The following is a 24,703-nucleotide window of genomic DNA, read 5'->3' as shown; positions in this document are numbered from 1 at the left end:
CCTGCTGTAGGTGGCGATCGCGAAGCCGGACAGCGCGCCTGGGCCACCGCCTCCCCACCCCGCCCAACAGCGCCCTCACCCGAAGGGAAACCACCGATGCTCGGGATCAGCGAAATAGCCATCCTCATCATCGTCGCCATTGTTATTTTCGGCGCCAAGAAACTCCCTGAGCTGGCTCGCTCGGCAGGGAAATCCGCCCGCATCCTCAAAAGTGAGGTCAAGGCGATGAAGTCCGAACCCACCCACACCCAGGGAAACCCGGCACCTCACATCACCAAGAATGCCGAGATAAACCCCAAGTACTGACACGCCTCCTGCCCCACGGCAGAGAGCCGATGCCTCCGGCAGGTCCGGGATATCGGAGCGGAGACCACTGCGGCGGACGACGTGTCACTCGCCCGCTTCGAAGAGGAGCGGAACGAGGTTCCCCTGGAGCCCGGAGAGAGGGTGGAGCTACGGGAGGACCGGCACCTGCTGCTCGTGGATCTCAATCAGGTCATCAGGGGCGGGGACTACGTATGGGTGACGCTGAATTTCGAACGGGCCGACTCGCTCGCCCTGCAACTCCACTCACAGGTCCCCGCCACCGACCGCCCCTCCTGAACGCCGGTCCGCAGGCCCGTCACGGCACCGGACGGGGGACCTTCCCCGGACACGCCCTCCGCCGCATCGCACGGCGCGTACGCCCGTCGCCGGCCTACCCGCTCCTCTTCCCCCGGGCTCCCTTGACCTGGGCGGTGTGGGTCAGCGTCATGAGCAGCAGTCCCCCGGCCAGGTTCCCGGCGCCCGCCAGAAGAAGGTTGAAGCCGACGTCCGCGTAGGTGACCGTGTCGCCGAGCCACACGCCGAACAGCAGGTGCAGACCGGAGACGACGACGTGGTCGAACGGCCCGAGGGCGAGGAAGAAGCCGACCACGTAGGCGAGGACGATGCGGCTCCCGGTCGAGTCGGCGGCGTGGAGCAGATACGACAGCAGGGTCAGCAGCGTTCCGGCGGCGATCCCGCGGGTGAAGGTCGCCAGACCGCTTTTCGTGGCGATCTCGTGAGCCACCTCCGCCAGGGTGTGGTGCGCTCCCGCGGGGAGTGTTCCCTCCACCGAGAAGACCGCGGCCATGACCGCTCCGCCCAGCAGGTTGAGCACCAGGACCACGACCCACAGCCGGCCCAGTCGTACCCAGGCCGAGCGCCGCTGCCGGCCGAGCGCCGCGGCGACCGGGCCGAAGAAGTTCTCGGTGAACAGCTCGGAGCGGCCGACCACGACGAAGACCACTCCGATACCGAAGGCGAGCGCACCGATGAGCTGGGCGAGAGCGGACCCCAGCCGGGGCTCGGCCAGCTCGCTCGCCATCGCGAGCGCCACGATGCCGAACACGATGGTGATGCCGGCGATGAACCCGGTGGACGTCTTCTCCAGCGGGGTCATGGCCAGCCGGCGCTCGCCTTCCTCCTGGGCACGGTGGTAGATCTCCGGGGGGTCTGGTGGTTTCGCCACGGGGAACTTCCTATCCCGACGGGCACGGGTGAAGGTCCGCAGGAGCCCGGCGTCCACTCCCGGGGAGCAACCCCGGTGGCTTCCCGAACAGCCATACGCCCCAGCGGGCCTGCCCGGGCTGCCGGGCGACCGCCGAGCGGTCCGGCCGGCCCACCGCGGTCGCCCCTCTCACGGCCAGGAGGTCTCGCTGCGCGGCACCATGACCAGTTCGGGCATCGCGCTGCCGGCGGGGACGGACAGGGCGCACATGAGGGCGTCGGCCACGATGTCGGGGCTCTGCAGCTTGGAGGTGTCCGCGTCGGGGAAGCGCTCCGTCACGAACGGGGTCTCCATCCCTCCCGCGATCACCCCAGTGACCCCGATGCCGGGGCAGTCGCGCTGGGCCTCCTTGAACAGGGTGTGGGTGAAGGCGCGCAGCCCGGACTTGCCCGCCGAGTAGGGCCCGGCCTCGGTCCAGGTGCGGTTCGACGCGGTGGACAGGATGTTGACGATGTGTCCGCCGCCGCGGGCCACCATGCGCCGATAGGTCTCCAGGCACAGGTACATCGGGCCCAGCAGGTTGGTGGAGACCACCCGGGTGACCTCCTCGGCGGACAGGTGCTCGATCGGCTTGGAGACGTCCACGGCGGCGTTGTTGACCAGGACGTCCAGTGGCCACGGTGCCTCGTCCAGCCGCTGGAAGGCCGCCTCGACCGCCTCCGGGTCGCGGACGTCCAGCTCCAGGAAGCGGACGTCCGCGCCCTCCTCCTCGCCGAGCCGGGCGCAGAACTTCTCGCCCTCCTCGCGCCGTACGTCCACCACCCGCACGGCGGCCCCGGCCCGGGCCAGCCGACGGGTGATGGACGCGCCCAGTCCCCGGGCACCACCCGTCACCAGCGCGCGCTTACCGGTCAGATCCACATGCGCGGAACCGCCCACGGTCTCTCCTCCTCACTCGGCCGCTCCAGCCGCTGTCGCGTCCGGCTCGGAGTGCCCCTCACGGCGAGTACCGAAACAGGTGCGGTTGGCAGAACCCTCAGAAGGAGGAGAGGGACACCGGGCTGCTGCGGGCGCTGAGCGCGCCTCTCGCCCGGCGGGCAGGACGTGCTCGTACGGGCTCACCGGGTGGGGCGGCGGCGGGGCGGCGGTCCGGCCCGCGGTGCCCAGGCCGCTCCCTTCTTCGGCGTCCGGCCGGCCCCGGGACCGCCGGCCGTACGCCCCGCGGCGTACGGCCGGTGGCCTCCGCCTGTTCCCGCCGCCTACGGCGCGGGGGCGGGAGCCGGGCCGGTCAGGGAGACCTCGGCACCGTGCCGACGGGTGCCCCAGCCGGTGCGGGCACAGGTGGCGATGCCGTACCAGCGCAGCCAGCGCAGCACCGTCCAGGCCAGTACGGTGGCCAGCGGCATCATCAGCCAGGTCAGCACCCGGGCGCGGACGGGTTCGTCGGAACGGACCAGGCCCAGGTAGCGCAGGCCCAGGGCCCAGCCGATGAGGAACGGGATCCACAGCATCGAGGCCGGCGGGGGGTTGCCGAACACCGCCGGCTCCACCAGCAGCAGCCACCCCACCACCAGTTGGGTCAGCACCAGTTGGAACCAGCGCAGCAGGTGCAGCCAGAAGGCCGGCCGCGCCGGGGACAGATAGCGCATCCGCCACACCGAGCGGATCGTCGAGCCGCGCATCCACCGCAGGTACATCCGGGAGAAGTGCGACCACCTCTCCGGCATGGCGGTGAAGACGACCGCCGAGGGCTGCTGGACGGTCAGCCCGCGCTCCTGCGCGTACAGCGTCAGCAGCGAGTCGTCGGAGAACGTCACCGGGCGGCCCAGGAAGGTCTCGTTCAGATAGCCGTCCAGGTTGTCCCTGACGACCGCCGCCCGGTAGGCGGCCAGCGGCCCGGAGTTGACCATCACCGCGCCGACGGCGGACTGCCCCGAGCGGTCCACCAGCTGGCAGGTGACGAACCACAGGTCGGTGATCCTCACCAGCAGGCCGGCGCGGTTGTTGGTGGCGGTCACCAGTCCTGCGACGGACTGCACCCGGGGGCGGGCGAAGGGCGCCAGGACCTCCTCCAGCGCGTCGGGCGCCAGACAGGAGTCGGAGTCGACCGTGACGTAGACGTCCGCCCGGGGGCTGGCCGTCACCGCGTGGGCCTGGGCGCGGCGTTTGCCCCCGTTGGGCACCCGCCGCCAGGTGCCGGCCACCCCCGCCGCCCGGGACGCCTCCTCCCACCAGGCGCGGACCTCGGCGTAGTCCGAGCTGGTGGAGCCGTCGTCCACGATGTGCACGGAGTCCGGCGGGCGGGTCTGCCGCAGGAAGGACTCCAGGCCGAGCCGCAGATAGCCGGGGTCCTCGTTGTAGACGGGCATCAGGACCGCCACGTGCAGTTCCCGCAGCCGGCGGGCCGCCTCGGGCGTGGGGCGGCGCGGACGCTCCAGGTGGTACAGCACGCTCTGGAGGGCGAAGACGAGGAACAGCACGGTCCAGGCGATGAAGAGCCGCCCCGTGGTGCCGGCGCCGTGGCCGGAGACGGCCAGGGAGTGGTGGGCGGTCCACAACGCCAGCAGCGTCAGGACGAGGACGCCCGCCAGGACGGTCCCGGACCGGTGCAGGCGGGCGGCCGGCAGCGGGTTCCGGCGCTCACCGCTCACCGCTCACCCGCGCGGCGGCCCGCACGGAAACCGATCCTGGTGACCAGCACTCCCACGGCCACCAGACCGAGGGCCGCGGAGGCCAACCACCAGCCGTTGTAGAGCGTGAGACCCCCTACGACCAGGGCACCGGTGCCGGTGTTGGCTAACTGACCGTGTTCGGACATGGCTGATTCTCCTCCTTGAGAGGTCCGGACGGTTTCGACGGCGCCGGGCATTTTATGTGGCTCGGGGGAACGGGTGGGGTGGCCGGGGTTGCGGTTCCCGGCGGCAATGGGGAAAACCGGCTGGACAGCCGGGGGATGGAAGGGAGTCCGCTTTTCCGTGGGCGGATGAAGATGGCTCGAAATTGCTGCCGGAGAACGTGCCCGGGCCGGATCTCCCCGGTGTCCGGGCCGCCGCTCCGGGACCGGGAGCGGCCGGGGACTTCCCCGGTGCCCCGGGCGACCCCGTCCGGAGAGCGGACTCCCGACCACACGGAAGCAAACGAGAAGGATTTCCGGCGCTTGACGAGAATCACCGGGTCGTCTTCTCCGCGTGGTGGCGGCGCGAGGATTTCTTCGATTCCTTTCCTACCCCGCCGCCATCTTTTCCGCCGGACGGATCACCGGAATCCGGGTACCGGGCGGCCCGGGCCCGCCCCTTCGGGAAGGACGGCGGCCGGCCACGCGGCGGGGAGCGTGTACGGCCGGCCGCCGCCCCGTCCGCCGCCGCCCACTCCGGTCCTCCGGCGCGTCGCCGGGCGGGTGCGCGGTCTGCTACACCGGTGGGGTGACTTCCGTACCCGGGCCCGAGCCCGAACCGCTGCCCGGCAGTCCCGAGCCGTCCGGGGAGGAGCACCGCCGGGTGCTGTGCCGGATGTGCGGGCGTCCGCTGCGCGGCCGGCGGGCGCGACTGTGGGGGCTGGGCGACGACTGCCGCGAGAAGCTCGCGCTGCGCTCCGCCCCGGCACCGGGGACCTGGGAGATCGCACAGGACGAACTGCCGTGGCCGGCGGTCCCGGCCGGGCCGCCGGAACCGTCCCCGGGAGAGGCCCCGCCGGCCGGCCGCACCGGGGAGCGGGACGGCGCGGCCGGGAGCACGGGCGCCGGGTGACGGCCGTGGGGTTCCCGCGTACCGGCCTCCCGGGCGGCGCCGGGCTCGCACTCCGGGCAGGGGCCCGTTCCCCTTCCGTACGTTCGCCGTGGCGGCCGGGCCGCGGCCGGACCGCTTCTTTCCCGTCCGCCCCCGCCGTGACCGGTGAGGCCGGTCCGCATGCCGTCGGGAGCCGGCTCCGCCGCCGGTTCAGGAGTCGCCCGGCTCCTGGAAACGCGGGGCCAGCGGACCGCGGTCGTCCTCGTCCTCCGTGGTGAGAGCGGTGGCGGTGTTGTCGTCGGTGAAGGCACGCCGCACGGCGGGGTCCTCCTCCAGCGGGGACCGCCGCGGCTCCGGTTCCCCGGTGCCCCGGCCGCGGTCTTCGGGACGGGAGGGGCCGGCGGGGGCCTCCCCCGTACGGCGGGTGTCGTCCTGCCCGGACATGGGGGTCCTCCTTCGCCTCAGTGCTCCGGGTTTTCCCGGCGGAGAGACGCCCACGGTTTCCCGGAGGGCACGGGGACAAACACCGGGGCCTTTCCGGTGAACCCCGGGAGTGCCGTCGAAGCGTTCCCCTCCGCCGCCTCCGGCCCCGGCGGGAGCACCACGCCGGAAAGACCGGGTGGACTTCCCTCCCGTCCCGCGGAGCCGCCGGGTCCGGCGCCCGGCGCGTACGGAGGACCGTCCGGAAGACGCCCGTCGGAGGCCCGGTGGCCGGCGGGCGAGCGGCGGTCGCCTGCGGGGACGGCACCGCGGCCGGAACGGAGGAGGTGGCTTGTTCCTTTCGGCGCCCCGACACGGCATTTGACCGCCGCGCGCCCCGCTTCCCACGGTGGGGAGTGCCACAGGCCCGCCAACCGGAGGGATTCTCATGACCAACCGCATCGATCAGCCGCGGGAGTTCGACCTGGTCGGCAACCCGGTCCTGGTCGCGGGCATCGGCACCGGCTTCGAGGCCGTCCTGAACTACCGCGTCGGCGACGGGCACGACGAGGTGACCGGACACTTCGAGGTCGGGGGCGGAACCGGTGAACACGGGCAGTTCCAGCTCCAGGTCGATCTCGGCGGCGCGGCGCTCGCGCGGGACCAGATCCTGGTCCAGGTTTTCGGGACCAGCGCCAGGGACGGCAGCGAGGTCAACAGGGTGACCGTCCCGGCCCTCTACGGACCGCGGATCGTCCAGGGCTACATCGGCTACCGCGAGCACGAGGTGGAGCGGGGGGACACCCTGTCGGCGATCGCCGAGACCCACTACGGCGACGCCGGCCTGTACACGAGGATCGTGCGGGCCAATCCGCAGCTCACCGATCCCGACGTGATCATCCCCGGGCAGGTCCTGCGCATCCCCGTCGGCCGCGCCTGAGGGACTCCCGGCTCCCCTCCGGGGGCGGGGCCGGCCGGTAGGGCGGTCCCGCCCCCGGGCGTGGGCGCGGCGCCCGGGGGCGGGGATCGTGCCGCCGGGCCGGGCGCCGCCGTGTGGGGGGGTGGGGTGGTGACGCGGCGGTCGGGGGCGCCGGTCAGCGCAGCAGGCGCAGCGGGACGGCCCTGGCCATCGCCGCGGCGCCGGCGTCGCTGGGGTGCAGGTGGTCGCCGCTGTCGTAGCGGGGCAGCAGCCGCTGCGGGTCGGCCGGGTCGCGCAGGGCCTTGTCGAAGTCGATGACCCCGTCGTACTCGCCACTGGTGCGGATCCAGCGGTTGACGGCCTGGCGGGCGGCCTCGTTCTCGGCGGTGTAGAAGCCGAAGGTGTCGCCCTTGAACGGCAGGATCGTGCCGCCGTGGATCTTCAGTCCGCGCTCGTGGGCGCGGGCGATGAGCTGGCGGTGGGCGGCGATGACGTCCTCGGCGGTGACCTTCTCGGACTCCGGCGCGGTGCCGGCGGCCGGGTGGCCGAGGTCGTTCACGCCGAGCAGGACGATGACGTGCCCGGCGCCGGGCTGGGCGGCCACGTCGCGGTCGAAGCGGCGCAGCGCGCTCTGCCCGAAGTACGCCGCGTAGGCGTCCGCGCCGGAGCCCTCGGGCGGGTTGGGGTCGTGCAGCAGGCGGTTGCCGCTGATGCCCTGGTTGAGCACGCCGAGGAGGTACGGGCCGTGGGCGGCGCGCAGCCGCTCCGCGAGGAGGTCGGGCCAGCGGTGGTTGGCGTTCACCTCGGTGTCGGAGCCGTCGGTGATGGAGTCGCCGAAGGCGACGACGGCCCCGGAGCGCGGGGAGCGGCCGTCGGCGGCGACGCTCACGCCGGTCAGGAAGTACCAGCGGTCGATGGTGGCGGTCGGGGTGATGTCCGCGGCGCGGGTGACGTTGCCGGCGGCCACGTAGTTGTGCTGGAAGGCGAACGCGTGGACCGTCGAGCCCGGGGTGCGTTCGGGCAGATGGATGCTGATCACCAGGTCGGAGCCCGCGGGTACCGCCAGCTCGACCGGGTCGCTGACGGCGGGGGCGCCGGCCGGGACGGTGACGGAGGTGCGGCCGCCGAAGGTGAGCGGGCGGTCGGTGCGGGTGTCGACGCGCCCGCCGGAGTCCCCGGCCCGGCGGGCGATACGGGCCTCGCCGACGACCAGCGGCCGGTCGCCGAACTCGTTCGACAGCCGGACGCGGACCCGCTTCCCGCCGATGCTGGTGTGGACGATCTGGCGGATGGTCTGGTTCTCGAAGGCGGTGGTGTCGGACTCGGGTACGGCCGTGGGCGTGGTCGACCAGGTGCCGACCCAGGCCCGGTGGCGGTCGTGCTCGTGCTTCCCCTTACCGGCCGCGGCGGGCGCGGCCGGGCCGGTGGTGGCCGGGGTGGACTGCGCCGCCACCAGCAGCAGCGCGCCGGTGAGCAGGGCGACGAGGGCACCCCGTATCCGGCCGCGCGCGATGTTCGGTCTCACGTGGGATCTCCTGGACGTCGGGAGGGATGGGAGGTCAGGCGCGGCGGGCGGGCCTGGTGAACCGCCAGCCCTCGTCCCGCAGTTGCGGGACGACCCGGTCGACGGCCTCGACGGTCTGGCTGCGGTCGCCGCCGCCGTCGTGCATCAGGATCACGGCGCCGGGCTCGACGCCCTCGGTGATGCGCCTGACCAGTTCGTCGGTGCCCGGCGGCTCCCAGTCGCCGATCACCAGTCGCCAGCCCAGCGGCTGCATGCCCAGGGACGCCGCCACCTGCGGGGACTTGCCCCAGCTGCCGTACGGGGCGCGGAAGTAGGGGATCGGCGCCCCCGGTGCGGCCTTGCGGATCTCGGCGCTGGTCCGCTCCAGGTCGGCGCGGATCCGCTCCTCGGTCCAGGTGCCCATGTCGTCGTGGTGCATGGAGTGGTTGCAGAGGGTGTGCCCGCCCCTGACGATGGCGCGCACGAGTTCGGGGTGCTGCCTGACGTGGTCGCCCCACAGGCAGAAGACCGCCTTCACCCGGTGCTTGCGCAGCACCCTGAGCAGCTCCGGGGTGTCGGCGGGGTCGGGGCCGTCGTCGAAGGTGAGGGCGAGGGTCCGGCCGCCGTGCTTGGTGGTCTCGACGATGGCGGCCGTGGCCTTCCCCTTCCCGTGTCCCTTCCCGTACTCCTTCCCCTGTCCGGCGCCGTGTGCCTGGGCGGTGCCCGCCGCGGCGAGCGTCCCCAGGCACAGGCCGGTGGTGAGCAGCAGGGGCATCGCGAGGCGGCGCAGCCGGCGGGTGCGCCGGGAGGACTCCGGGGGCCGGAGGGTCTCCCCGGTGGTCGTGCCGGTGCCGGTGCTGGTGGTCTCGGTCAACGCTGGTCCCTTCCTGACACCCTGCCACGGCCGGCCCGCGGCCGGCCGTCACAGTCGGCGTCACAGCCGTTGCCCCGCCGGAGACGTGCGCGGGAGCCGCGCATCGAGACCGAAACTTTTCGGAAATCTTCCGGTGGGGCGGGGAGACCATAGAGAGGCCCCGGGGTGGCGTCAAGAGCCGCCCGCAGCACCCTTCACAGACACGTCCTCGCAGATCGGAGTGGATTCCGGCGACTCCCGAGAGCCGCGCGCGGCGGAGAATGGCGCGAAAACCGCGCAGGTGTCGGGCCGGCCCCGCCGTTCTCCCGACACCCGTCTGATGACCTGGGAGGACTCCCGTGTCACCGTCTCACCACGGCACCCCCGCACACCGGCCGCACCGCACACCCGGCACGCGCGGCGGTCCGCCGACCGGCCGTACTCCCACCTTCCCCCCACCGACCACCGGAGGACGGGCATGCGCTACCGCTTCGACCCGGAGCTGGCCGCCGCACTCCCCCTGATGCCCGAGGTGGACATCACCGATCTCGACGAGGCCCGCGCCGCGCAGGCGTGGCAGCTGGCCGCGGCGGTCGCGGCGGCGGACACCACCGGGGTGGAGATCACGGAGGCGGGCGCGCCCGGACCCGACGGCGCGCTCGAGGTGCGACTGCGGCTCTACCGGCCCAAGGGGGCGCGCGGCCCGCTGCCGGCCGTCTACGGCATCCACGGCGGCGGCTACGTACTGGGGTCGCCGGACGCCGACCACGACTGGAACCTGATGCTGTGCCGGGAGCTGGCGGCGCTGGTGGTCTCCGTCGACTACCGGCTGGCGCCGGAGCACCCCTTCCCCGCCCCGCTGGAGGACTGCTACGCCGGGCTGTGCTGGCTGGTGGAGAACACCGCCGAGCTGGACGTGCTGCCCGACCGGATCGCCGTGTGGGGCGACAGCGCCGGGGCCGGGCTGGCCGCCGGTCTGGCGCTGCTGGCGCGCGACCGCTGCGGGCCCACGATCTGCTTCCAGCACCTGTGCAGCCCCTCGCTCGACGACCGGCTGGACACCCCCAGCGCCCGGCGGTTCACCGACACCCCGGTGTGGAACCGGCGCAACGCCCTGCTGAGCTGGGAGGCCTATCTGGGGCCCGGCAGGCGCGGCGCCCCCGGGGTGTCCCCGTACGCCGCGCCCGCCCGCGCCGGGGCGGGCGGCCTGGCGGGGCTGCCGCCCGCGTACGTCTCGGTGATGGAGTTCGACCCGCTGCGGGACGAGGGCTTCGACTACGCCCGCGCCCTGCTGGCCGCCGGGGTGCCCGCCGAGGTGCACCTGTTCCCCGGCACCTTCCACGGCGCGTGGGCGGTGGAGCACGCCGCCGTCATCCGGCGGGCGACCGACGAGGCCGTCGCGGTGCTGCGCAGGGCGCTGGGGCGGTGACGCGGACGGTGGACGGGCCCGCGCGCGAGGCGGCGGGCGGGTCCGTGACCGGGGCTGCGGGCGGGGCGCCCGCTCAGCCGTCGCCGGCCAGCCGCAGGGCGTACAGCGCGAGCTGGGCACGGAAACGGTCCTGCGGGTCGCGCAGCTGCCAGCCCAGCTCCTTCTCCACGTGCGCCAGCCGGGCGGCCACCGAGCTGTGGTGCAGATGGAGCTCCGCGGCGGCCTGCCGCAGCGAGCCGGTGCGGCAGAACGCGGCCAGGGCGGCCAGCAGGTCGCTGCCCTGCCCGCCGCCCCGCTCGCTGCGCGCCAGCTCCCCCAGCAGCCGTACGTCCGGCTGGGCGCGCAGTCGTTCCACCGGGATGTCCGCCAGCAGGGCCACCGGGCCGAGCGCGTCGTGGTCGACCACCGCCTCCTGGGGGGAACCCGCCACCGCGAACCGCAGCGCCGAGCAGGCCTGCGCCCAGGAGTCATGGGCGGCCAGCGGATCGGCGGCGCCGCCGATCCCGACCCGGATGCCCCCGTCGGGCCTGCGGGCCGTGCCCCGCTCCCGGGCCCGCTCGCGCAGTGCCGCCCGCAGTTCGGCGGCCGGTGAGGCGGCGTTTCCGCCCGGGGTGCCCTCCGGGCGCTGCACCAGCACCGCGCCCAGCGAGCCGACCCGGGCGACCCGGACGGAGCCCCGCAGGGCACCGCGCCCGAACAGCGCCACCGCCGCCACTCCGGCGTCCGTCCCGGTGACCGGGTCCGGTTCCCGGGGCGCCACCGCGACCACCCGCAGCGGTGCCTGGGGGGCCAGCCCCAGCAGCCGCAGCGCGCGGGCCCGGTCCGGGGCGTCCTCGCGTCCGGAGAGCACCAGTTCCACCAGCGCCGGATCCGCCGCCCGGGGTGAGCGGGCGGCCCGGGGGCGGCCGGCCAGCACCCGGGCCGCGATGGCCATCCACTCCAGCACCAGTTCGTCGAACGGCCCCGGTTCGCCCGGGCGTTCCAGCCAGACCCGGCCGGCCGGTTCCAGGTCCACCCGGCCGGAGACCCGCCCCGGCGTGCCCGCCAGGGCGGCGCCGCCCGGACCGAAGCGGGCGGTGCGGCCGTCGGCCAGCTCCAGTCCCGCCGCGCACCCGGCCAGCGCGGCGGTGGACCGCGCCAGGGTGGCCGGGTCCAGAGCTCCGCCGAGCAGTGCCTCGAAGTGCGCGATCACCCGTACGGCGGTGGCGGCGTCCGAGTCCAGCTCCGACAGCCGCAGCAGCAGTCCCTTCACATCCCGCAGTCTAGGAAGGACGGGTACATGACCAACAGATCCGTGCAGCACACAACGACGACGGGGACCGGGAGGAGATCCGTCCGGTCACGCCTGGCGGCGCTCCTGGGCGCCGTCTTACCGATGGTGGCGGCGCTGTTCGTCGCCGCGCCGCCCGCCTCGGCGGCGCAGCTGGTCGAGGTGACCAACTTCGGCACCAACCCGACCAACCTGCGGATGCACCTGTACGTGCCCGACCGGGTGCAGGAGCGGCCGCCGGTGCTGGTGGCGGTGCACTGGTGCACCGGCTCGGGACCGAACTTCCACTCCAGCACGGAGTTCGCCCGGCTCGCCGACCAGCACGGGTTCATCGTGGTCTACCCGTCCGCGACCCGCAGCGGCCAGTGCTTCGACGTCTCCTCGCCCCAGGCGCTGCGCCGTGACGGGGGCAGCGACCCGGTGGCCATCCGGTCGATGGTGAGCTACGTCGAGCAGCGCCACAACGCCGACCCCGGGCGGATCTACGTCACCGGGTCCTCCTCGGGCGCGATGATGACCAACGTCCTGCTGGGCAACTACCCCGACGTGTTCAGGGCGGGCGCGTCCTTCGCGGGCGTGCCGCACTCCTGCTTCGGGACCACCGACGGGTCGAGCTGGAACAGCTCCTGCGCCAACGGCACCCGGAACCACACACCGCAGCAGTGGGGCGACATGGTCCGGGGCGCGTACCCGGGCTACGACGGCCCCCGGCCGCGGATCCAGATCTGGCACGGCACCAACGACGACACCCTGCGGTACCCGAACTTCAACGAGCAGATCGAGCAGTGGACCAACGTCCACGGGCTGAGCCAGACCCCCTCGGCCTCCGACTCCCCGCAGCCCGGCTGGAACCGCACCCGTTACGGCGGCACCGGCGACCAGGCCCCGGTGGAGGCCATCAGCATCCAGGGCGGCGGTCACTCGCTGCCCGCCGGCGGCATGGCGGCGCGGGCCGTCTCGTTCTTCGGTCTGGACGGCACCGGTGAACCGGAGCCCGAGCCGGAGCCGGAGCCGGAGCCGGGAGCCTGCCGGGTCGGGTACACGGCCAACTCCTGGAACAGCGGCCTGACCGCGTCCATCTCCCTCACCAACACCGGTGACACACCGGTCAGCGGCTGGACGCTGGAGTTCGAGCTGCCCGCGGGCCAGACCATCGTCTCCGGCTGGGGCGCCACCTACAGCCCCGGCAGCGGCGCGGTGACCGCGCGGGCGGTCTCGTACAACTCGACCCTCTCGGCGGGAGCCGGCATCCAGATCGGTTTCCAGGCCAGGCACAACGGCAACACCGCGGAGCCGGCCTCCTTCACCCTGAACGGAGCCGCCTGCTCCGTCGTGTGACGCCCCGGCCGGGGCGGTGGCACCCGCCGCACCCGGCACGACGGCACCGGCCCCGGCGGGAGAATTCCGCCGGGGCCGGTGCCGGGTCCGGGTCCGGGAGAACCGGACGAGAGGAGGGACGGGAACGAGGAGGGACGGTTCAGCGGACGGCGGGCTGGTCGAACGTGTAGCCCTGCGACTTCAGCTGGGGGATGACCTGGTCGACGGCCGAGACCGTCTGACTGCGGTCCCCGCCGCCGTCGTGCATCAGCACCACGGCCCCGGGCGTGACGCCCTGCGTCAGACGCCGGACGAGTTCGGCGGTGCCCGGCGGCGTCCAGTCGGCGATGTCCATCCGCCAGCCCAGCGGCTGCATGCCCATGGACGCGGCCACCTGCGGGGACTGGCCCCAGCTGCCGTACGGGGCACGGTAGTAGGTGATCTGCGCGTTCGGCACGGCCTGGCGGATGACCGCGTTGGTCTGCTCCAGGTTCTGCCGGACCTGCTGCTGCGACCAGCCGCCCATGTCCTGGTGGGCCATGGAGTGGTTGCACAGCCGGTGGCCGTCGTCGACGATCTGCCGCACCAGGTGGGGGTGCCGGCGCACGTGGTCGCCCCACAGGCAGAAGGTCGCCTTGACCTGGTGCCTGCGCAGCACCTCCAGCAGCCGCGGGGTGTGGGTGGGGTCCGGGCCGTCGTCGAAGGTGAACGACACGGTCCGGCCGCCGCTCTGGGTGGAGGTGATGACGGTGGCGTCGACGGCCTGGGCGGTTCCCGTCGTGCTCAGCGCGCCCGCGCACAGCCCGGCGGAGAGCAGCAGGGGCAACGCGAGACGGCGCATGCGGCGCCGCAGGCCGAGACGGCCCCGGGCGGTCCTTTCGGTGGTTCTCGTCGTCATGGTCGGTGCGGCCCTTTCCTGATTCCTGACGGACCGCCGGGAGCGGCGCCCACGGCCTGAGTACACCGCTCCCGGCAGCCCAGAGTGGGGGGAGGGAGCTTTCGGAACCTTTCCGGTAGAGCGGGGAGACCATAGGAAGGCTCCGAGCGGTCGTCAAGCACCGCACCTTCCCGGGCCAACCGGCCGTCCGTGCAGGTCGGAGAGGTTTCCGGGGGTTCTCCGGCGCCGTCGGCCGATGATGTCCGGCGGGAAAACCGAGCGGTTGTCGGACGGCGGAGGCCGTTCCTCCGCCGTCCGTCTGACGTGTCCGGGCCCGTCGGCGTCCCGCTACCGTGACCGCATGGAGATCTGGATCAACCCCGCCTGCTCGAAGTGCCGCACCGCGGTGAGGCTGCTGGACGCGGAGGGCGTCGAGTACACCGTCCGCCGCTATCTGGAGGACCCGCCCGACGAGGACGAACTGCGGGCCGTGCTGGCGCGGCTCGGGCTGGAACCGTGGGACATCACCCGCACCCAGGAGGCCGAGGCGAGGGAGCTGGGGCTGAAGGAGTGGCCGAGGCAGCCGGGCGAGCGGGACCGGTGGATCACGGCACTGGCGGAGCACCCCCGGCTGATCCAGCGGCCGATCATCACCGCCGACGACGGCTCGGCGGTGGTGGCGCGCACCGACGACGCGGTGCGCGAGGCGCTGTCCCGTTAGTGCCGCGTCCGCCGGCCGCGCGCCGACGCGGCCCGCGGACACCTCCCCGGACGGCCGTCCCCGTCAGCCGTCCACCAGCACCGCCAGGGCGTCGATCTCCACCAGCAGTCCCGGCGGAAGCGGCATGTAGACGGTGGTGCGGGCGGGGAAGGGCTCCCCGACGGCCGCCGCGTACGCCTCGTTCATCCCGGCCAGGTGGGCGGGATCGGTGAGGTACACGCGCAGCATCACGACGTCCGCCAGGTCCGCGCCGCCCGCCTTGAGCACGGCGGTGACGTTGCGCAGGGCCTGCGCGGTCTGCTCGGCGACCGTGGTGCCGACGATCTCGCCGGTGTCCGGGTCGAGCGGGAGCTGTCCGGAGACCTGCAGGAGACCGCCCTTGCGGATGCCCTGGGAGAGCGGGGCCGCCGGGGCGGGGGCGTTCCCGGTGGTGACGACGGTTCTGGTCATGGTCCTTCCTGAGGGGTTGTCCCTTGCGGGGCGGGTGAGCGGCGGGCGCGGGCGCGGGGCCGTACGGGCGTACGGGCGGTCAGCCCCAGGCCCGCCGTTCCTCGCCGCGGGGGTCGTCGACCTGGGTCCACTGGGCGTCGATGCGCATGGTGGCCCTGCGCTCGGTGTCGTACGCGTCCCAGCCGGGGTCGCCGGTCCCGGCGAACCGGATCCAGGTCTCGTGCGTGCGGGCGGCGAGCCGGGCGGGAGGCCGGTCCGGACCGAGCAGGGCGGCGGGGCCGTTCAGCCGGTCGAGGCCCGCGAGGTCGAAGACGAAGGGCAGCTCGACCGCGTGGGCGGCGCCGAGCTGTCCGTCCAGGGCGTGCGAACGCCAGGCGAACTCGTAGGCGTGGGTGGCCGACCCGGGATGGGCCGCGTGCGCGTCGGCCAGTGCCCGGCTGCCCGCGCCGAAGAGCGCGTCCCCCATGACGGCGGAGCGCAGCGCGCCGTACGAGGCGTCGGGGCGTGTCTTCCGGTACGTCTCGACCAGCCGCGCCGGATCCGGGTGCGAGCGCTCCGCCGTCTCGTCGAGGTCGTCGGCGGTCGAGGTGGCGTACGTGCCCACGGGGACCAGATAAAGGTTCCCCTCCTCGGTGTTGGTCCCGACGAGCAGGTCCACGTCGGCGCCCAGGCCGGCGGCGACGGACTCGGCGGGCTGCGTGTCGAGGACGATGCTGAAGGGGCTGAGGCCGATCAGCGGATCGCGGTGCGTGTCGGTGCGCAGGTCGATGCCCGCGAGCCGGGAGGCCGCCTCGACCAGGCGGTCGTCCGGGACGTCCGCGAAGGCGTCGGCGTGCGGTTCGACGCCCAGCACCCCGGCCGCCGCCGCGGTGACGCGGGCGGCCTGCTCGGTCGTGAACGCGCCCAGGCCGCTGCCGCTCTGGACGATCGCCCGGCGGAAGAGACCCGCGGCCTCGCGGGTGGCGAGGACGCCGCCGACGATCGTCGCCCCGGCCGACTGGCCGAAGAGGGTGACGTTGCGGGGGTCGCCGCCGAAGGCGGCGATGTTCTCCCGCACCCAGCCCAGCGCGGCGACGACGTCGAGCAGGCCGCGGTTGGCGGGCGCGCCGGGGAGGTCGAGGAACCCGGCGATGCCGAGCCGGTAGTTGAGGGTGACCAGGACGACGCCGTCGCGGGCGAAGGCGGAACCGTCGTACAGCGCGGACCGCGTCGATCCGGCGACGAATCCGCCGCCGTGGACGAACACCATCACGGGCAGACCGCCGCCGCCGGCGGCGGGTGCCCAGACGTTGACGGTCAGGTAGTCCTCGCCGCGGCTCCAGCCGGTGCCGAAGTAGGGGACCATGTCGATGCCGCCGAGCCTGCGCTCGGCCTGCGGCGCGGTGGGTCCCGGGACGGTGGCGTCCCGTACGCCGTCCCACGGCTCGTGCGGCCGCGGCGGCGCGAACCGGCCGGCGCCGCGGGGCGGGGCGGCGTAGGGGACGTTCAGGAAGGCGGCGGTGTCTCCCCGGCGCAGGCCGCGGACGGCTCCCTGCGCCGTGGTCACGACGGGTTCGGGGTGGTGGTTCATCTCTCGTGTCCTTCCGCGGGACTCAGACCCGCTCGGTGTACGGGGCGAAGGGCGCCCAGCCCTTGATGGCGAACCGGCTGCCCTCGCGCACCACTTCGGCGGCGCCGTGGCCGCCCAGGTGCGCGGGGATCACGAGGGCGTTGTTGTCGGCCGCCCAGCCGAGCACCTTCCGGCGGGTGGCGCGGGCGCCCGCGGGGTCCTCGCAGAAGCAGCTGTTGGAGTCCGGTTCGAGGATCTGCACCGGGCTGTGCAGCATGTCGCCGACGAACACCGCGCGGTCCGTCCCGGAGGTGAGGGTCAGCACGGAGGAGCCGGGGGTGTGCCCGGGAGCCGACTCCAGGCGCAGATCCGCGTCGATCTGGTGGCTGCCCTCCCACAACAGCGTCCGGCCGGCCCGGTGGACGGGGACGACGCTGTCCTCGAAGACGTTCTGGTTGCCGCGGCCGAACACCGTCCGGTGGCCGTTCTCCGGGTTCCAGAACTCGAAGTCGTCCTTCGGCATCAGGTAGGTGGCGTTGGGGAAGGTCGGCACCCAGTGCCGGCCGTCCAGGTACGTGTTCCAGCCGACGTGGTCGATGTGGAGATGGGTGTTGATCACGATGTCCACGTCCTCGGGGCGGACGCCGGCCCGGGCGAGATTGGCCAGGAAGTCCGTCTCCAGGTGGCTCCAGACCGGTGCGTACGGACGCTCCTTGTGGTTGCCCACACCGGTGTCGACGAGGATGGTCCTGCCCTCGCTGCGCAGCAGCCAGGTCTGGAGCGCGGAATTCACGATGTTGTTCTCGGGATCCAGGAAATGCGGGGCCAGCCAGGAGGAGCTGTCCTCCCAGACCTCCTTCGGGCTTTCCGGGAAGAAGGTGTCGGGCGTCATGTCGACGGAACCGAAGTACTCCCGTACCCGGGTGACGCTGACATTGCCGAGCATGATGTGGTCCATGGTGTGTCCCTGGGAATTCGGAGGCTTTCCTGGACCGTACGAGCGGTCTCGGCCGGGCGGTATCAGTCAGGTGACTGCATCCGCGCGCACGGTCCGGGCGCGCCGTACGGCCCGCGCCCCGGCGCCGGGACCGCACCGCGCGGGGACGGGGTTCCGGCGCCCCCGGACGGACCCGCGGCGCGGCCGGCCCGTTCCGGGACGGACGGGTCCAGGACGCGCGCCAGCGCGGTCAGGGTCGCGTCGAGACGGCGGACGTGCAGCAGCATGCGCTGCTCCCGCGACAGCGGGTGGCGGCTCGCCCGCCGCTCCTGTGAGAGCAGGGACAGCGCCCTGGTGACCCCGGGGCGGACCGCGGGCGGGGCGGCGCCGGGCCGGTGGCGCGTGACGCGGACCAGGTGTGCCAGGGTCTCCTGCGCGTGGCCGGCCGCGGCGGCGAGCCGGGGGACGTACTCCGCGCCGCGCCCTGTCGGCGGACAGTCGGCCGCGGCGGCCAGGCTCCGCGCGTGGTACGCGCAGGCTCCCACGAGTTCCAGCAGGTGGCGGGCGCGGCGGCGGCGGCCGCGCTGCGGATTGAGCGGGTGGGTGAGCGGCAGGCAGGCCTTCCGGAAGGACTCCCGTGCCCGGTCGAGGGCGTGTGCCGCGCGCATCCGGTCCGCCGGGGTCCCCGCTTCCCCGCCTTCCGCGGCGGCCCGCAGGAGACGGCCGAGGGTCAGCAGGAAGCCGGCCAGCTCCTCGTCGCCGGCCCGGCGGACCGTGGTGGGCAGCACGAGGACGGCGGCGAGGACACCGCAGAACACCCCCAGCGCGGTCTCCTGGACGCGCACGAGCAGCACGTCCGCCGAGAAGGTGTCCAGCAGTGCCAGCAGCATGCTGAGCATGCCGGTGAGGAAGAAGGTCACCGCCCAGTAGGTGGCGGGCGGGGTGAAGAACATGCCGAACATGCACACCAGCAGCAGACCGAGGAGGAGCGGGCCGTCTCCGCCGGCCAGGGCGGCGAGGCCGTAGCCGAACACCACGCCGAGGACCGTGCCCGTCAGCCGCCGGACGCACTGCAGCAGCACCTCGCCGGTGCTCTCGGTCCCGACGAAGACGGCCCAGACCGCCACGACGGCCCAGTACCACAGGTCCGGGGACAGGAGATGACCGCCCGCCATGGCGAGTGCCGAGGCGGCGGTCACCTGGCAGGCCCGCCGGGTCACCCCGCGCCCCGGGCTCCCGGCGTCCCCCGCCCCGCGCGGCGCGGCCCCGACGGCACGCGCCCGGGACGGGGCGGGCCTGCACGGAGGTGCTCCGCCCCGAACCCGGAGGCCGGCGCACGGGACGGGCGTCCGCAGGGCCGCGGCGAGTTCGTCGACGGCCCGGAAACAGTCCCGCAGGAAGGCGGATCCGGCCGAGTGGTCCGCCGCGCCGTCGGCGTGCTTCTCCCCGCGCTGCCCGCCGCTGCCGGCCGCCCCCGCGACGGACCGGTGCCCGAGGGCCAGGATCCGCTCCTCGAGCCGCCGCCGTACCGCCCGTTCCGCCGGACCGCCGGGATCCGCCGGCGCGCGGACCGCGCGGACGGCCAGCCGCTGCGCGGCCACCTCCGTCCGCGAGACGCGCCGCAGGAGGTCGTCGGCGGCCTCGCCGACCGGGCGTTCGCCGAGGAAGTCCTCGATCAGCAGCACGGTCGCGTGCAGCCCGTCCAGATGGCGCTCCAGCGAGCGGACGCGCGCGTCGGCACCCCGGCCGGCGGTGATCACCGAGGCCGTGTCCCGCAGGACGTCGTGCAGGCGCGCGTCGAAGGTGCGCCCCAGCCGCGCCAGGACGCCGGACGCCGTCACCGGGCCCACGCAGCACCACACGCCCGCGACGGCCCCGAACGCGACGAGCACCGCCGCCCCGAGGTGCGGAAGCCGGTCCGCCCGGACTTCGGCGAACAGGGCCAGGAAGAAGGCCATGAAACCGAAGATCCCCAGTCCCAGCCCGCGCGGACCGAACCTGCGGGCCTGGACGGCGAGGTGGATCAGCAGCAGGAAGGCCGCCTTGGCCGCCGCCGGGTACGGTGCCAGCACGGCGCCGGCGGTCAGCACCGCGAGGAAGAGCGGTGCCCCGAGCCCGAGTGTGACGAGCTGGTTGCGCGGGTGCAGGTCGCTGACCGCCAGTGAGGTCGCCATCGCGGTGAAACCGCCGACCAGCAGCGTCGTGCCGGATCCGCCCAGTGCGGTCAGCACGGCGAGTGTCACGGCGGCGCCGAGCACGGCGCGCGTCGCCGAGGTCAGACGCGTCAGCCCGGGGTCGAAGGCGGCGAAGCGGTCCCCCGGCGATGCCGTCGTCCTTGCCACCATGGGGATCTTCGTATGTCCTCTCGTGTGTGCACGATCGTGCCCGGGGCCGGCGGTCCGGGACCGCTGACCGGCCGTCGCCGTGCCGCCCGGCCGGAGGGGACCCGGTCCGTCGCGGCCGGCGTGCTCCGGCGAAGGCGGATCCGGAAAGGGCGCCACGGGGCACACGGCCACGGGGACTCACCCGGTGCGCGGCACCGGGGCGGACAGCCGCCACGTCCCCAGGGGATCACGCAGCACCCGGCGTATCTCCACGCACCCGTCGTCCCGCCGCAGGCCGCCGCGGGCCGCGCGTTCACGCGGGTCGTCCGCCCTTTCCAGCGCGGCCTCGCGAGCGCGGTCCGGGTCGGCCGCGCCGTCGACGACACAGAAGTGGCGCACCAGCCGGCCGCACGGCGTGCGGAACGCGAGACCCACCAGCCACGGACATTCGGTGATCACGACAGTGCCTTCCCGGTCAGGACGTACGGCTCCGGTGGTTCCCGTCCGCGCGGAGGCGCGGGTCCACCGCCGGGCCGGCCGCACCGGCCCGGGAGAGGCGCGGCCGTGCCCGCTCCGATTCTGCGTCCGGGGAGCACGGCCGCGGTATGCGTCACATGACTGCATCGGTACCGCATCGGTGCCGCGGCCCGCGGGCACGGCTGCGACGCTCCCGGACTATCATCGGATGAGTTCCATTCCCTGGAGCATCCGTGGAAAGTGGTGGAAGGGCTCGTGGGAACCCAGCGCTCGGGGCGGAATCCGGATCTGCCGGGGGTGGGCCGGGAAACCGAGACCGCGGAAATCATCCGGCGCGTCGAAGCCGGCCGGTCCCGCAGCGACGTGGTGATCCTCACGGGCGACCCCGGCGCCGGCAAGAGCACGCTCCTCGCCCTCGCGGCCGACCACGCGCGGAGCGCGGGCGGCCGGGTGCTCCGGGCGGTGGGCGGCGAGTCCGAGGCGCACCTCGGGTTCGCCGGTCTTCATCAGCTGCTCCGCCCGGTGCTCGGCGAGGCGGAGAACCTGCCGCCGCGGCAGCGCTCCGCGCTCCGGGCCGTCCTGGGGCTCGACGAGTGTGCCGAGCCCCCCGACGCGGTACTCGTCGGCCTGGCGGTCCTGACCCTGTTGTCGGACCTGGCGGAGACGGCCCCGCTCCTGGTGGTGGTCGACGACGCGCAGTGGATCGACCGCGGCTCGCTGGACGTCCTCTCCTTCGTGGCACGGCGCATGGACAGCGAACCCGTCACGCTCCTGGTGGGAGTCCGCACCGCGGCCGCGCTCCCCGGCTTCGACAAGGGGTACGAGCGCCTCGAACTCGGCCCGCTGGACGGCGAGGCGGCGAACCTGCTGCTCGACCGGCAGCCGACGCCGCCCACCGGCCGGGCCCGCGTGCGGATCCTGGAGGAGGCGGCCGGCAACCCGCTGGCCCTGGTCGAACTCGCCCACGCCACCGCGGTCCGGCATTCGGAGGGCAGCGGTGTGGAAGGCCCACTGCCGGTCACCGACCGGCTGGAGCGCATCTTCGCCGGGCAGGCGGCGGACCTGCCGGAACCGACCCGCCGCGTCCTGCTGCTGCTCGCGGCCGCGGACGCGGCGGACGCGCCGGCGGCCTCCCTGGGGCTCCCCGAGGCGGACGACGAGGCGTGGGCGCCCGCGGACCGGGCCGGTCTCGTACGCCAGGACGGATCCGTGATCTCCTTCCGTCACCCGCTGATCCGCTCGGCCGTCTACCACGCCGCGTCGCTCGGGGAACGCCGCCGGGCGCACCTCACTCTCGCGGAGTTGCTGCGCGAGGAACCCGACCGCCGCGCCTGGCATCTCGCCGCCGCGGCCGTACGGCCCGACCGGGAGGTGTCGGCCGCCCTGCGGCGGACGGCCGACCGGGCGCGGCGCCGGGGCGGCCACGCGGCCGCCGCCGCGGCTCTGGAGCGTGCCGCGGAACTCAGCCCGCGGCGTGCGGACCGGGCACAGCTCCTGGTGGAGGCCGCCGCCGCGGCCGTCCTCACCGGTCAGCTCGGCTGGGTGGAACGCCTGGCCGCCGAGGTCCGCGAGTGCACCGACGACCCGGCGCTGACGGGCAGGGTTTCGCTGGCCACCGGGCAGCTCATGGCCATGAGCCCCCACCACACGGCGGCCTTCGCCCTGCTCATGCGCGTCGCGGGCGACGCGGAGGCCGCCCGGTCGCCCCGTGTGCTGGACGCGCTCGCCGCGGCCGCGGTGGTGCGCTACTACTCGGGTGCGGAGTCCCAGCGACGGGAGATCCAGGCCCTGCTCTCCCGGGTGCCCGACGATCCCGCCAGGGCGGCGCTGCACGCCTGGGTGCGGGCCGTCTCCGACCCCGGCGGCGCGGGGGCGTCCCTCGGACCGGTGCTGCCCGAGCTCATCGCCGGGGCCGGGGGCGACGCCAGGCGTCTGACCGCGCTGGCCATCGTCGCCTGGCTGCTCGACCGGACCGCTCTGGCCACCAGGACCTTCGACGAGGCGTTCGACCGGTGGCAGGCTCACGGCCCCCTCCCGGACGGACTGGGATGCGCGGCCGGCTGGGCCTATCTGGAGCAGGGCCGGTGGGCCGAGGCCCGCTCGGTGGCGGCCGACATCGCGGCCGTGGCGTCCTCGGCCGGACTCGACCACGCCGCGGCGTGCGCTCACGCGCTCGACGCCACGGTGGTCGGTCTGCTCGGCGACCCGGCCACCGCACGCCGGCTCGCCGAGCGGGCGCTGGCCCTGGTCGATCCGCTGGAGAGCCGTTCCGTCGCGGTCTTCGCGCGCCGGGCGCTGGGACTGGCGGCGGTGGCCGAGGGCGACTACGACACCGCGTACACGCAGTTCCGCTCCGCCTTCACCGACGACGGCGATCCGGTCCACTACCACGTCTCCCACACCCTCCTGGCCGAACTCGCCGCGGCGGCCGTCCGCCAGGGACGGCGGGAGGAGGCCGCGGAACTGCTGGAGCGGTCGGTGCGACGCCTCGGTACGGGCATGTCCGCACGGGTGGCCGCACTGGTCGGCCGGGGTCGCGCCCTGCTGGCGGATCCCGGGCACGCGGAGCCGTTCTTCCGGGCGGCGCTCGCGGACGCCGCGGGTGAGCAGTGGCCGTTCGAACGGGCGCAGACACAGCTCGACTACGGGGAGTGGCTCCGGCGACAGCGCCGTATCGCCGAGGCCCGCCCACTGCTGAGCGCCGCCCTGGAGACCTTCCGGCGGCTGGGCGCGCGGCCGTGGACCGAGCGGGCGCGGGCGGAGCTGCGCGCCGCCGGCATCGAGGCCGACAGCACCGCGCCCGGCGCGTTCGCCGAACTCAGCCCCCAGCAGCAGCAGATCGTCCGGCTGGCGGCCCGGGGCCTGACGAATCGCGAGATCGGGGAGAAGCTGTTCCTCTCGCCGCGCACGGTCGGCTCCCACCTCTACCGGGTGTTCCCCAAACTGGGCATCACCGCCCGGTCACAGCTCCGCGACGTGGTGGAGGGCACCCTGTCGGGTGCCGGTGTCCGGAACTGAGGGCCGGGGCCGACCCGGATCCGCAGCCGGCTTCCGGCCGGAACGCGCGGCGACGCCCGCGGTGGCGAGAAACACCTCCCGCTCACGGGCTCCGCGGTCCCGGCCACCCGGGCCCGCCTCCGCCGCACCGACACCGTAACCGGACGTCCGCGGCCGGTTACGGTCGGCACCGTGTCTCCCGGTGGCACCCGTCCTCCGCTCCCCGGGGACGGGAACCGGACATGCTCCCCGGCCCCCGGTTGCCTCTCGTCGCGCCGGGGCAGATACCGGTGGCCCATGCGCCGGGAACACCGGTTCGGCCCATGCCCATGGGGATTTCGCGCCCGGCCGAAGTGCGGGGCCACCGGGAGGGGAGAGCAGCGTGCCGCAGGACATCGATTTCTTCCTGCCGTTCGACACCGGGAGCAACCCCGACACGGACCGTGCCCGCGAACACCACATCGCCTGGGCACACGGCCGCGGCCTGGTACGGAGCACGGCCGCGCTGCACCGCTACCGGAGCTGGTTGCTGCCCGAACTGGCGGCCTACGCGTACCCGGACGTCACCGGGCCGGACCTCGACCTGGTGACCGACGCGGTGTGCCTGGGGTTCCCGCTGGACGACCAGTTCGACGGGCCGCTGGGACGGCAGCCCGCACAGGCGGCACGGCTCACCGGGGAACTGGCCGCGATCGCCTACCGGGAGCCGGGGGCCCGGCCCGCGCTCGACGTGCCGATCGTCACCGCCTACGCGGACGTGTGGCGGCGCAGCGCCGAGGGGATGTCCCCGGCCTGGCGGAGACGGGCCGCGGACAACTGGGCGCGGTTCTTCCGGGCGTACGTGGCGGAGGCCCGCAACCGGCGCCACCGGGTCGCCCTGGACGAGGACTCCTACGTCCGGCTGCGGCGCCGGGCGGTCGGCACCGCGTCCTGCTTCGACCTCATCGAGCGCGCCCACCACTTCGAGTTACCGCCCGCCGTCCACGGCGGCGCGGAACTGCGGGAGCTCAACCGGTGCGCGGGGGACGTGGTCTTCCTCTGCAACGACGTGCACTCGGTGGAGCGCGAGGAGGCCCGCGGCGATCCCCACAACATCGTGCTGGTCAGACAGCGCACCACGGGCTGCTCGCGGCAGCGGGCTGTGGCGTGGGTGCGTGAACTGGTGCGGGAGCGGGTCGAACGGTTCCTGGAGGTGCGCGCCCACGCGGAGGGGCAGTGCGCCGCGCGGTGGGGGCTGGACGCCCGGCGGTCGGACCTCACCCGGTACCTGGACGGCCTGTGCGCCTGGATGGCCGGCAACCAGGCCTGGGGGGTGGCCTCGGCCCGCTACGCGGCCGGGAGCGCCGGGCCCGACTTCGTGGAGGACGTGACCCGCCCCCTGTCCCCGCCGGAGCGGGTGGGGACAGGGGGCGGACCCGGCTGAGGTGGGCCGGGGAGGGAATGGCGGAACGGGGAGGCTTCCG

Annotated in this window: 23 protein-coding genes; 9 read left to right on the top strand and 14 right to left on the bottom strand. The window is 74.4% G+C overall.

Translation table 11 applies throughout. From position 1 onward, the window contains the following. Positions 1-96: 96 nt before the first annotated feature. Positions 97-306 (top strand): Sec-independent protein translocase subunit TatA, encoded by a 210-nt coding sequence (gene tatA, locus V1L54_RS11210; RefSeq protein WP_443076588.1) that lies wholly within the window; start codon positions 97-99, stop codon positions 304-306. 141 nt (positions 307-447) lie between these two features. Beyond that, a complete protein-coding gene (locus V1L54_RS11205) occupies positions 448-603 on the top strand; it encodes a copper chaperone PCu(A)C (RefSeq protein WP_330117777.1) in 156 nt (51 codons plus the stop codon). 94 nt (positions 604-697) lie between these two features. On the opposite strand, the gene V1L54_RS11200 is transcribed toward V1L54_RS11205, so the two are convergent. The 4 genes from V1L54_RS11200 to V1L54_RS11185 form a co-directional block, all read right to left on the bottom strand. Further along, the gene (locus V1L54_RS11200) at positions 698-1,492 is read right to left on the bottom strand and encodes a formate/nitrite transporter family protein (protein WP_330117776.1); all 795 of its coding nucleotides are present in this window, start codon (positions 1,490-1,492) and stop codon (positions 698-700) included. A gap of 168 nt (positions 1,493-1,660) precedes the next feature. Beyond that, positions 1,661-2,410 (bottom strand): SDR family oxidoreductase, encoded by a 750-nt coding sequence (locus tag V1L54_RS11195; RefSeq protein ID WP_330117775.1) that lies wholly within the window; start codon positions 2,408-2,410, stop codon positions 1,661-1,663. 320 nt (positions 2,411-2,730) lie between these two features. Next, positions 2,731-4,122 carry a glycosyltransferase gene (locus tag V1L54_RS11190; protein WP_330117774.1) on the bottom strand — a complete coding sequence of 464 codons (1,392 nt, stop codon included), beginning with the start codon at positions 4,120-4,122 and terminating at the stop codon, positions 2,731-2,733. Beyond that, complete coding sequence (locus tag V1L54_RS11185; protein WP_330117773.1) at positions 4,119-4,289, bottom strand: hypothetical protein; 171 nt, start codon at positions 4,287-4,289, stop codon at positions 4,119-4,121. The genes V1L54_RS11190 and V1L54_RS11185 overlap by 4 nt, the downstream gene beginning before the upstream one ends. Before the next feature lie 604 nt (positions 4,290-4,893). Between V1L54_RS11185 and V1L54_RS11180 the strand changes: the two genes are divergently transcribed. Then, positions 4,894-5,217, top strand: a complete 324-nt coding sequence (locus tag V1L54_RS11180) for a DUF6011 domain-containing protein (protein ID WP_330117772.1) — start codon at positions 4,894-4,896, stop codon at positions 5,215-5,217. A 189-nt stretch (positions 5,218-5,406) separates the two neighbouring features. On the opposite strand, the gene V1L54_RS11175 is transcribed toward V1L54_RS11180, so the two are convergent. Further along, complete coding sequence (locus tag V1L54_RS11175) at positions 5,407-5,640, bottom strand: hypothetical protein (protein ID WP_330117771.1); 234 nt, start codon at positions 5,638-5,640, stop codon at positions 5,407-5,409. A 424-nt stretch (positions 5,641-6,064) separates the two neighbouring features. On the opposite strand from V1L54_RS11175, the gene V1L54_RS11170 reads away from it, so the two are divergent. Beyond that, positions 6,065-6,556 (top strand): LysM peptidoglycan-binding domain-containing protein, encoded by a 492-nt coding sequence (locus tag V1L54_RS11170; RefSeq protein WP_330117770.1) that lies wholly within the window; start codon positions 6,065-6,067, stop codon positions 6,554-6,556. A gap of 154 nt (positions 6,557-6,710) precedes the next feature. Here V1L54_RS11170 and V1L54_RS11165 read toward each other — a convergent pair whose 3' ends face one another. Both V1L54_RS11165 and V1L54_RS11160 read right to left on the bottom strand, forming a co-directional pair. After that, positions 6,711-8,060 carry an SGNH/GDSL hydrolase family protein gene (locus V1L54_RS11165; protein ID WP_330117769.1) on the bottom strand — a complete coding sequence of 450 codons (1,350 nt, stop codon included), beginning with the start codon at positions 8,058-8,060 and terminating at the stop codon, positions 6,711-6,713. A gap of 34 nt (positions 8,061-8,094) precedes the next feature. Beyond that, the gene (locus tag V1L54_RS11160; RefSeq protein ID WP_330117768.1) at positions 8,095-8,913 is read right to left on the bottom strand and encodes a polysaccharide deacetylase family protein; all 819 of its coding nucleotides are present in this window, start codon (positions 8,911-8,913) and stop codon (positions 8,095-8,097) included. A gap of 457 nt (positions 8,914-9,370) precedes the next feature. On the opposite strand from V1L54_RS11160, the gene V1L54_RS11155 reads away from it, so the two are divergent. Beyond that, complete coding sequence (locus V1L54_RS11155; protein WP_443076587.1) at positions 9,371-10,321, top strand: alpha/beta hydrolase; 951 nt, start codon at positions 9,371-9,373, stop codon at positions 10,319-10,321. A 73-nt stretch (positions 10,322-10,394) separates the two neighbouring features. Here V1L54_RS11155 and V1L54_RS11150 read toward each other — a convergent pair whose 3' ends face one another. After that, complete coding sequence (locus V1L54_RS11150; protein WP_330117766.1) at positions 10,395-11,573, bottom strand: PucR family transcriptional regulator; 1,179 nt, start codon at positions 11,571-11,573, stop codon at positions 10,395-10,397. A gap of 27 nt (positions 11,574-11,600) precedes the next feature. On the opposite strand from V1L54_RS11150, the gene V1L54_RS11145 reads away from it, so the two are divergent. Further along, positions 11,601-12,929: an extracellular catalytic domain type 1 short-chain-length polyhydroxyalkanoate depolymerase gene (locus V1L54_RS11145; RefSeq protein WP_330117765.1), complete on the top strand. Its 1,329-nt coding sequence runs from the start codon at positions 11,601-11,603 to the stop codon at positions 12,927-12,929. Between the two features lie 139 nt (positions 12,930-13,068). On the opposite strand, the gene V1L54_RS11140 is transcribed toward V1L54_RS11145, so the two are convergent. Next, the gene (locus V1L54_RS11140) at positions 13,069-13,806 is read right to left on the bottom strand and encodes a polysaccharide deacetylase family protein (protein ID WP_330117764.1); all 738 of its coding nucleotides are present in this window, start codon (positions 13,804-13,806) and stop codon (positions 13,069-13,071) included. A gap of 340 nt (positions 13,807-14,146) precedes the next feature. Between V1L54_RS11140 and V1L54_RS11135 the strand changes: the two genes are divergently transcribed. Beyond that, complete coding sequence (locus tag V1L54_RS11135) at positions 14,147-14,506, top strand: arsenate reductase family protein (protein ID WP_330117763.1); 360 nt, start codon at positions 14,147-14,149, stop codon at positions 14,504-14,506. 63 nt (positions 14,507-14,569) lie between these two features. Here V1L54_RS11135 and V1L54_RS11130 read toward each other — a convergent pair whose 3' ends face one another. From V1L54_RS11130 to V1L54_RS11110, 5 genes are all read right to left on the bottom strand, one after another. After that, complete coding sequence (locus tag V1L54_RS11130; RefSeq protein ID WP_330117762.1) at positions 14,570-14,956, bottom strand: RidA family protein; 387 nt, start codon at positions 14,954-14,956, stop codon at positions 14,570-14,572. 79 nt (positions 14,957-15,035) lie between these two features. Further along, complete coding sequence (locus V1L54_RS11125) at positions 15,036-16,526, bottom strand: carboxylesterase/lipase family protein (protein WP_330117761.1); 1,491 nt, start codon at positions 16,524-16,526, stop codon at positions 15,036-15,038. A 22-nt stretch (positions 16,527-16,548) separates the two neighbouring features. Continuing rightward, entirely contained in the window at positions 16,549-17,463 is a 915-nt protein-coding gene (locus V1L54_RS11120) for an MBL fold metallo-hydrolase (RefSeq protein ID WP_330117760.1), read from the bottom strand. A 62-nt stretch (positions 17,464-17,525) separates the two neighbouring features. Beyond that, entirely contained in the window at positions 17,526-19,787 is a 2,262-nt protein-coding gene (locus V1L54_RS11115) for an FUSC family protein (RefSeq protein WP_330117759.1), read from the bottom strand. A 177-nt stretch (positions 19,788-19,964) separates the two neighbouring features. After that, positions 19,965-20,225, bottom strand: coding sequence for a hypothetical protein (locus V1L54_RS11110; RefSeq protein WP_330117758.1), 261 nt, complete (start codon positions 20,223-20,225; stop codon positions 19,965-19,967). Between the two features lie 273 nt (positions 20,226-20,498). On the opposite strand from V1L54_RS11110, the gene V1L54_RS11105 reads away from it, so the two are divergent. Both V1L54_RS11105 and V1L54_RS11100 read left to right on the top strand, forming a co-directional pair. Continuing rightward, entirely contained in the window at positions 20,499-23,261 is a 2,763-nt protein-coding gene (locus V1L54_RS11105) for a helix-turn-helix transcriptional regulator (protein ID WP_330117757.1), read from the top strand. Between the two features lie 361 nt (positions 23,262-23,622). Further along, the gene (locus V1L54_RS11100; RefSeq protein WP_330117756.1) at positions 23,623-24,663 is read left to right on the top strand and encodes a terpene synthase family protein; all 1,041 of its coding nucleotides are present in this window, start codon (positions 23,623-23,625) and stop codon (positions 24,661-24,663) included. Positions 24,664-24,703: the final 40 nt, after the last annotated feature.

This window comes from Streptomyces rubellus (assembly GCF_036323805.1).
Lineage (GTDB): Bacteria > Actinomycetota > Actinomycetes > Streptomycetales > Streptomycetaceae > Streptomyces.
Note: the sequence above shows the minus strand (reverse complement) of the source record. Positions and strands in the feature narration are given on the sequence as shown.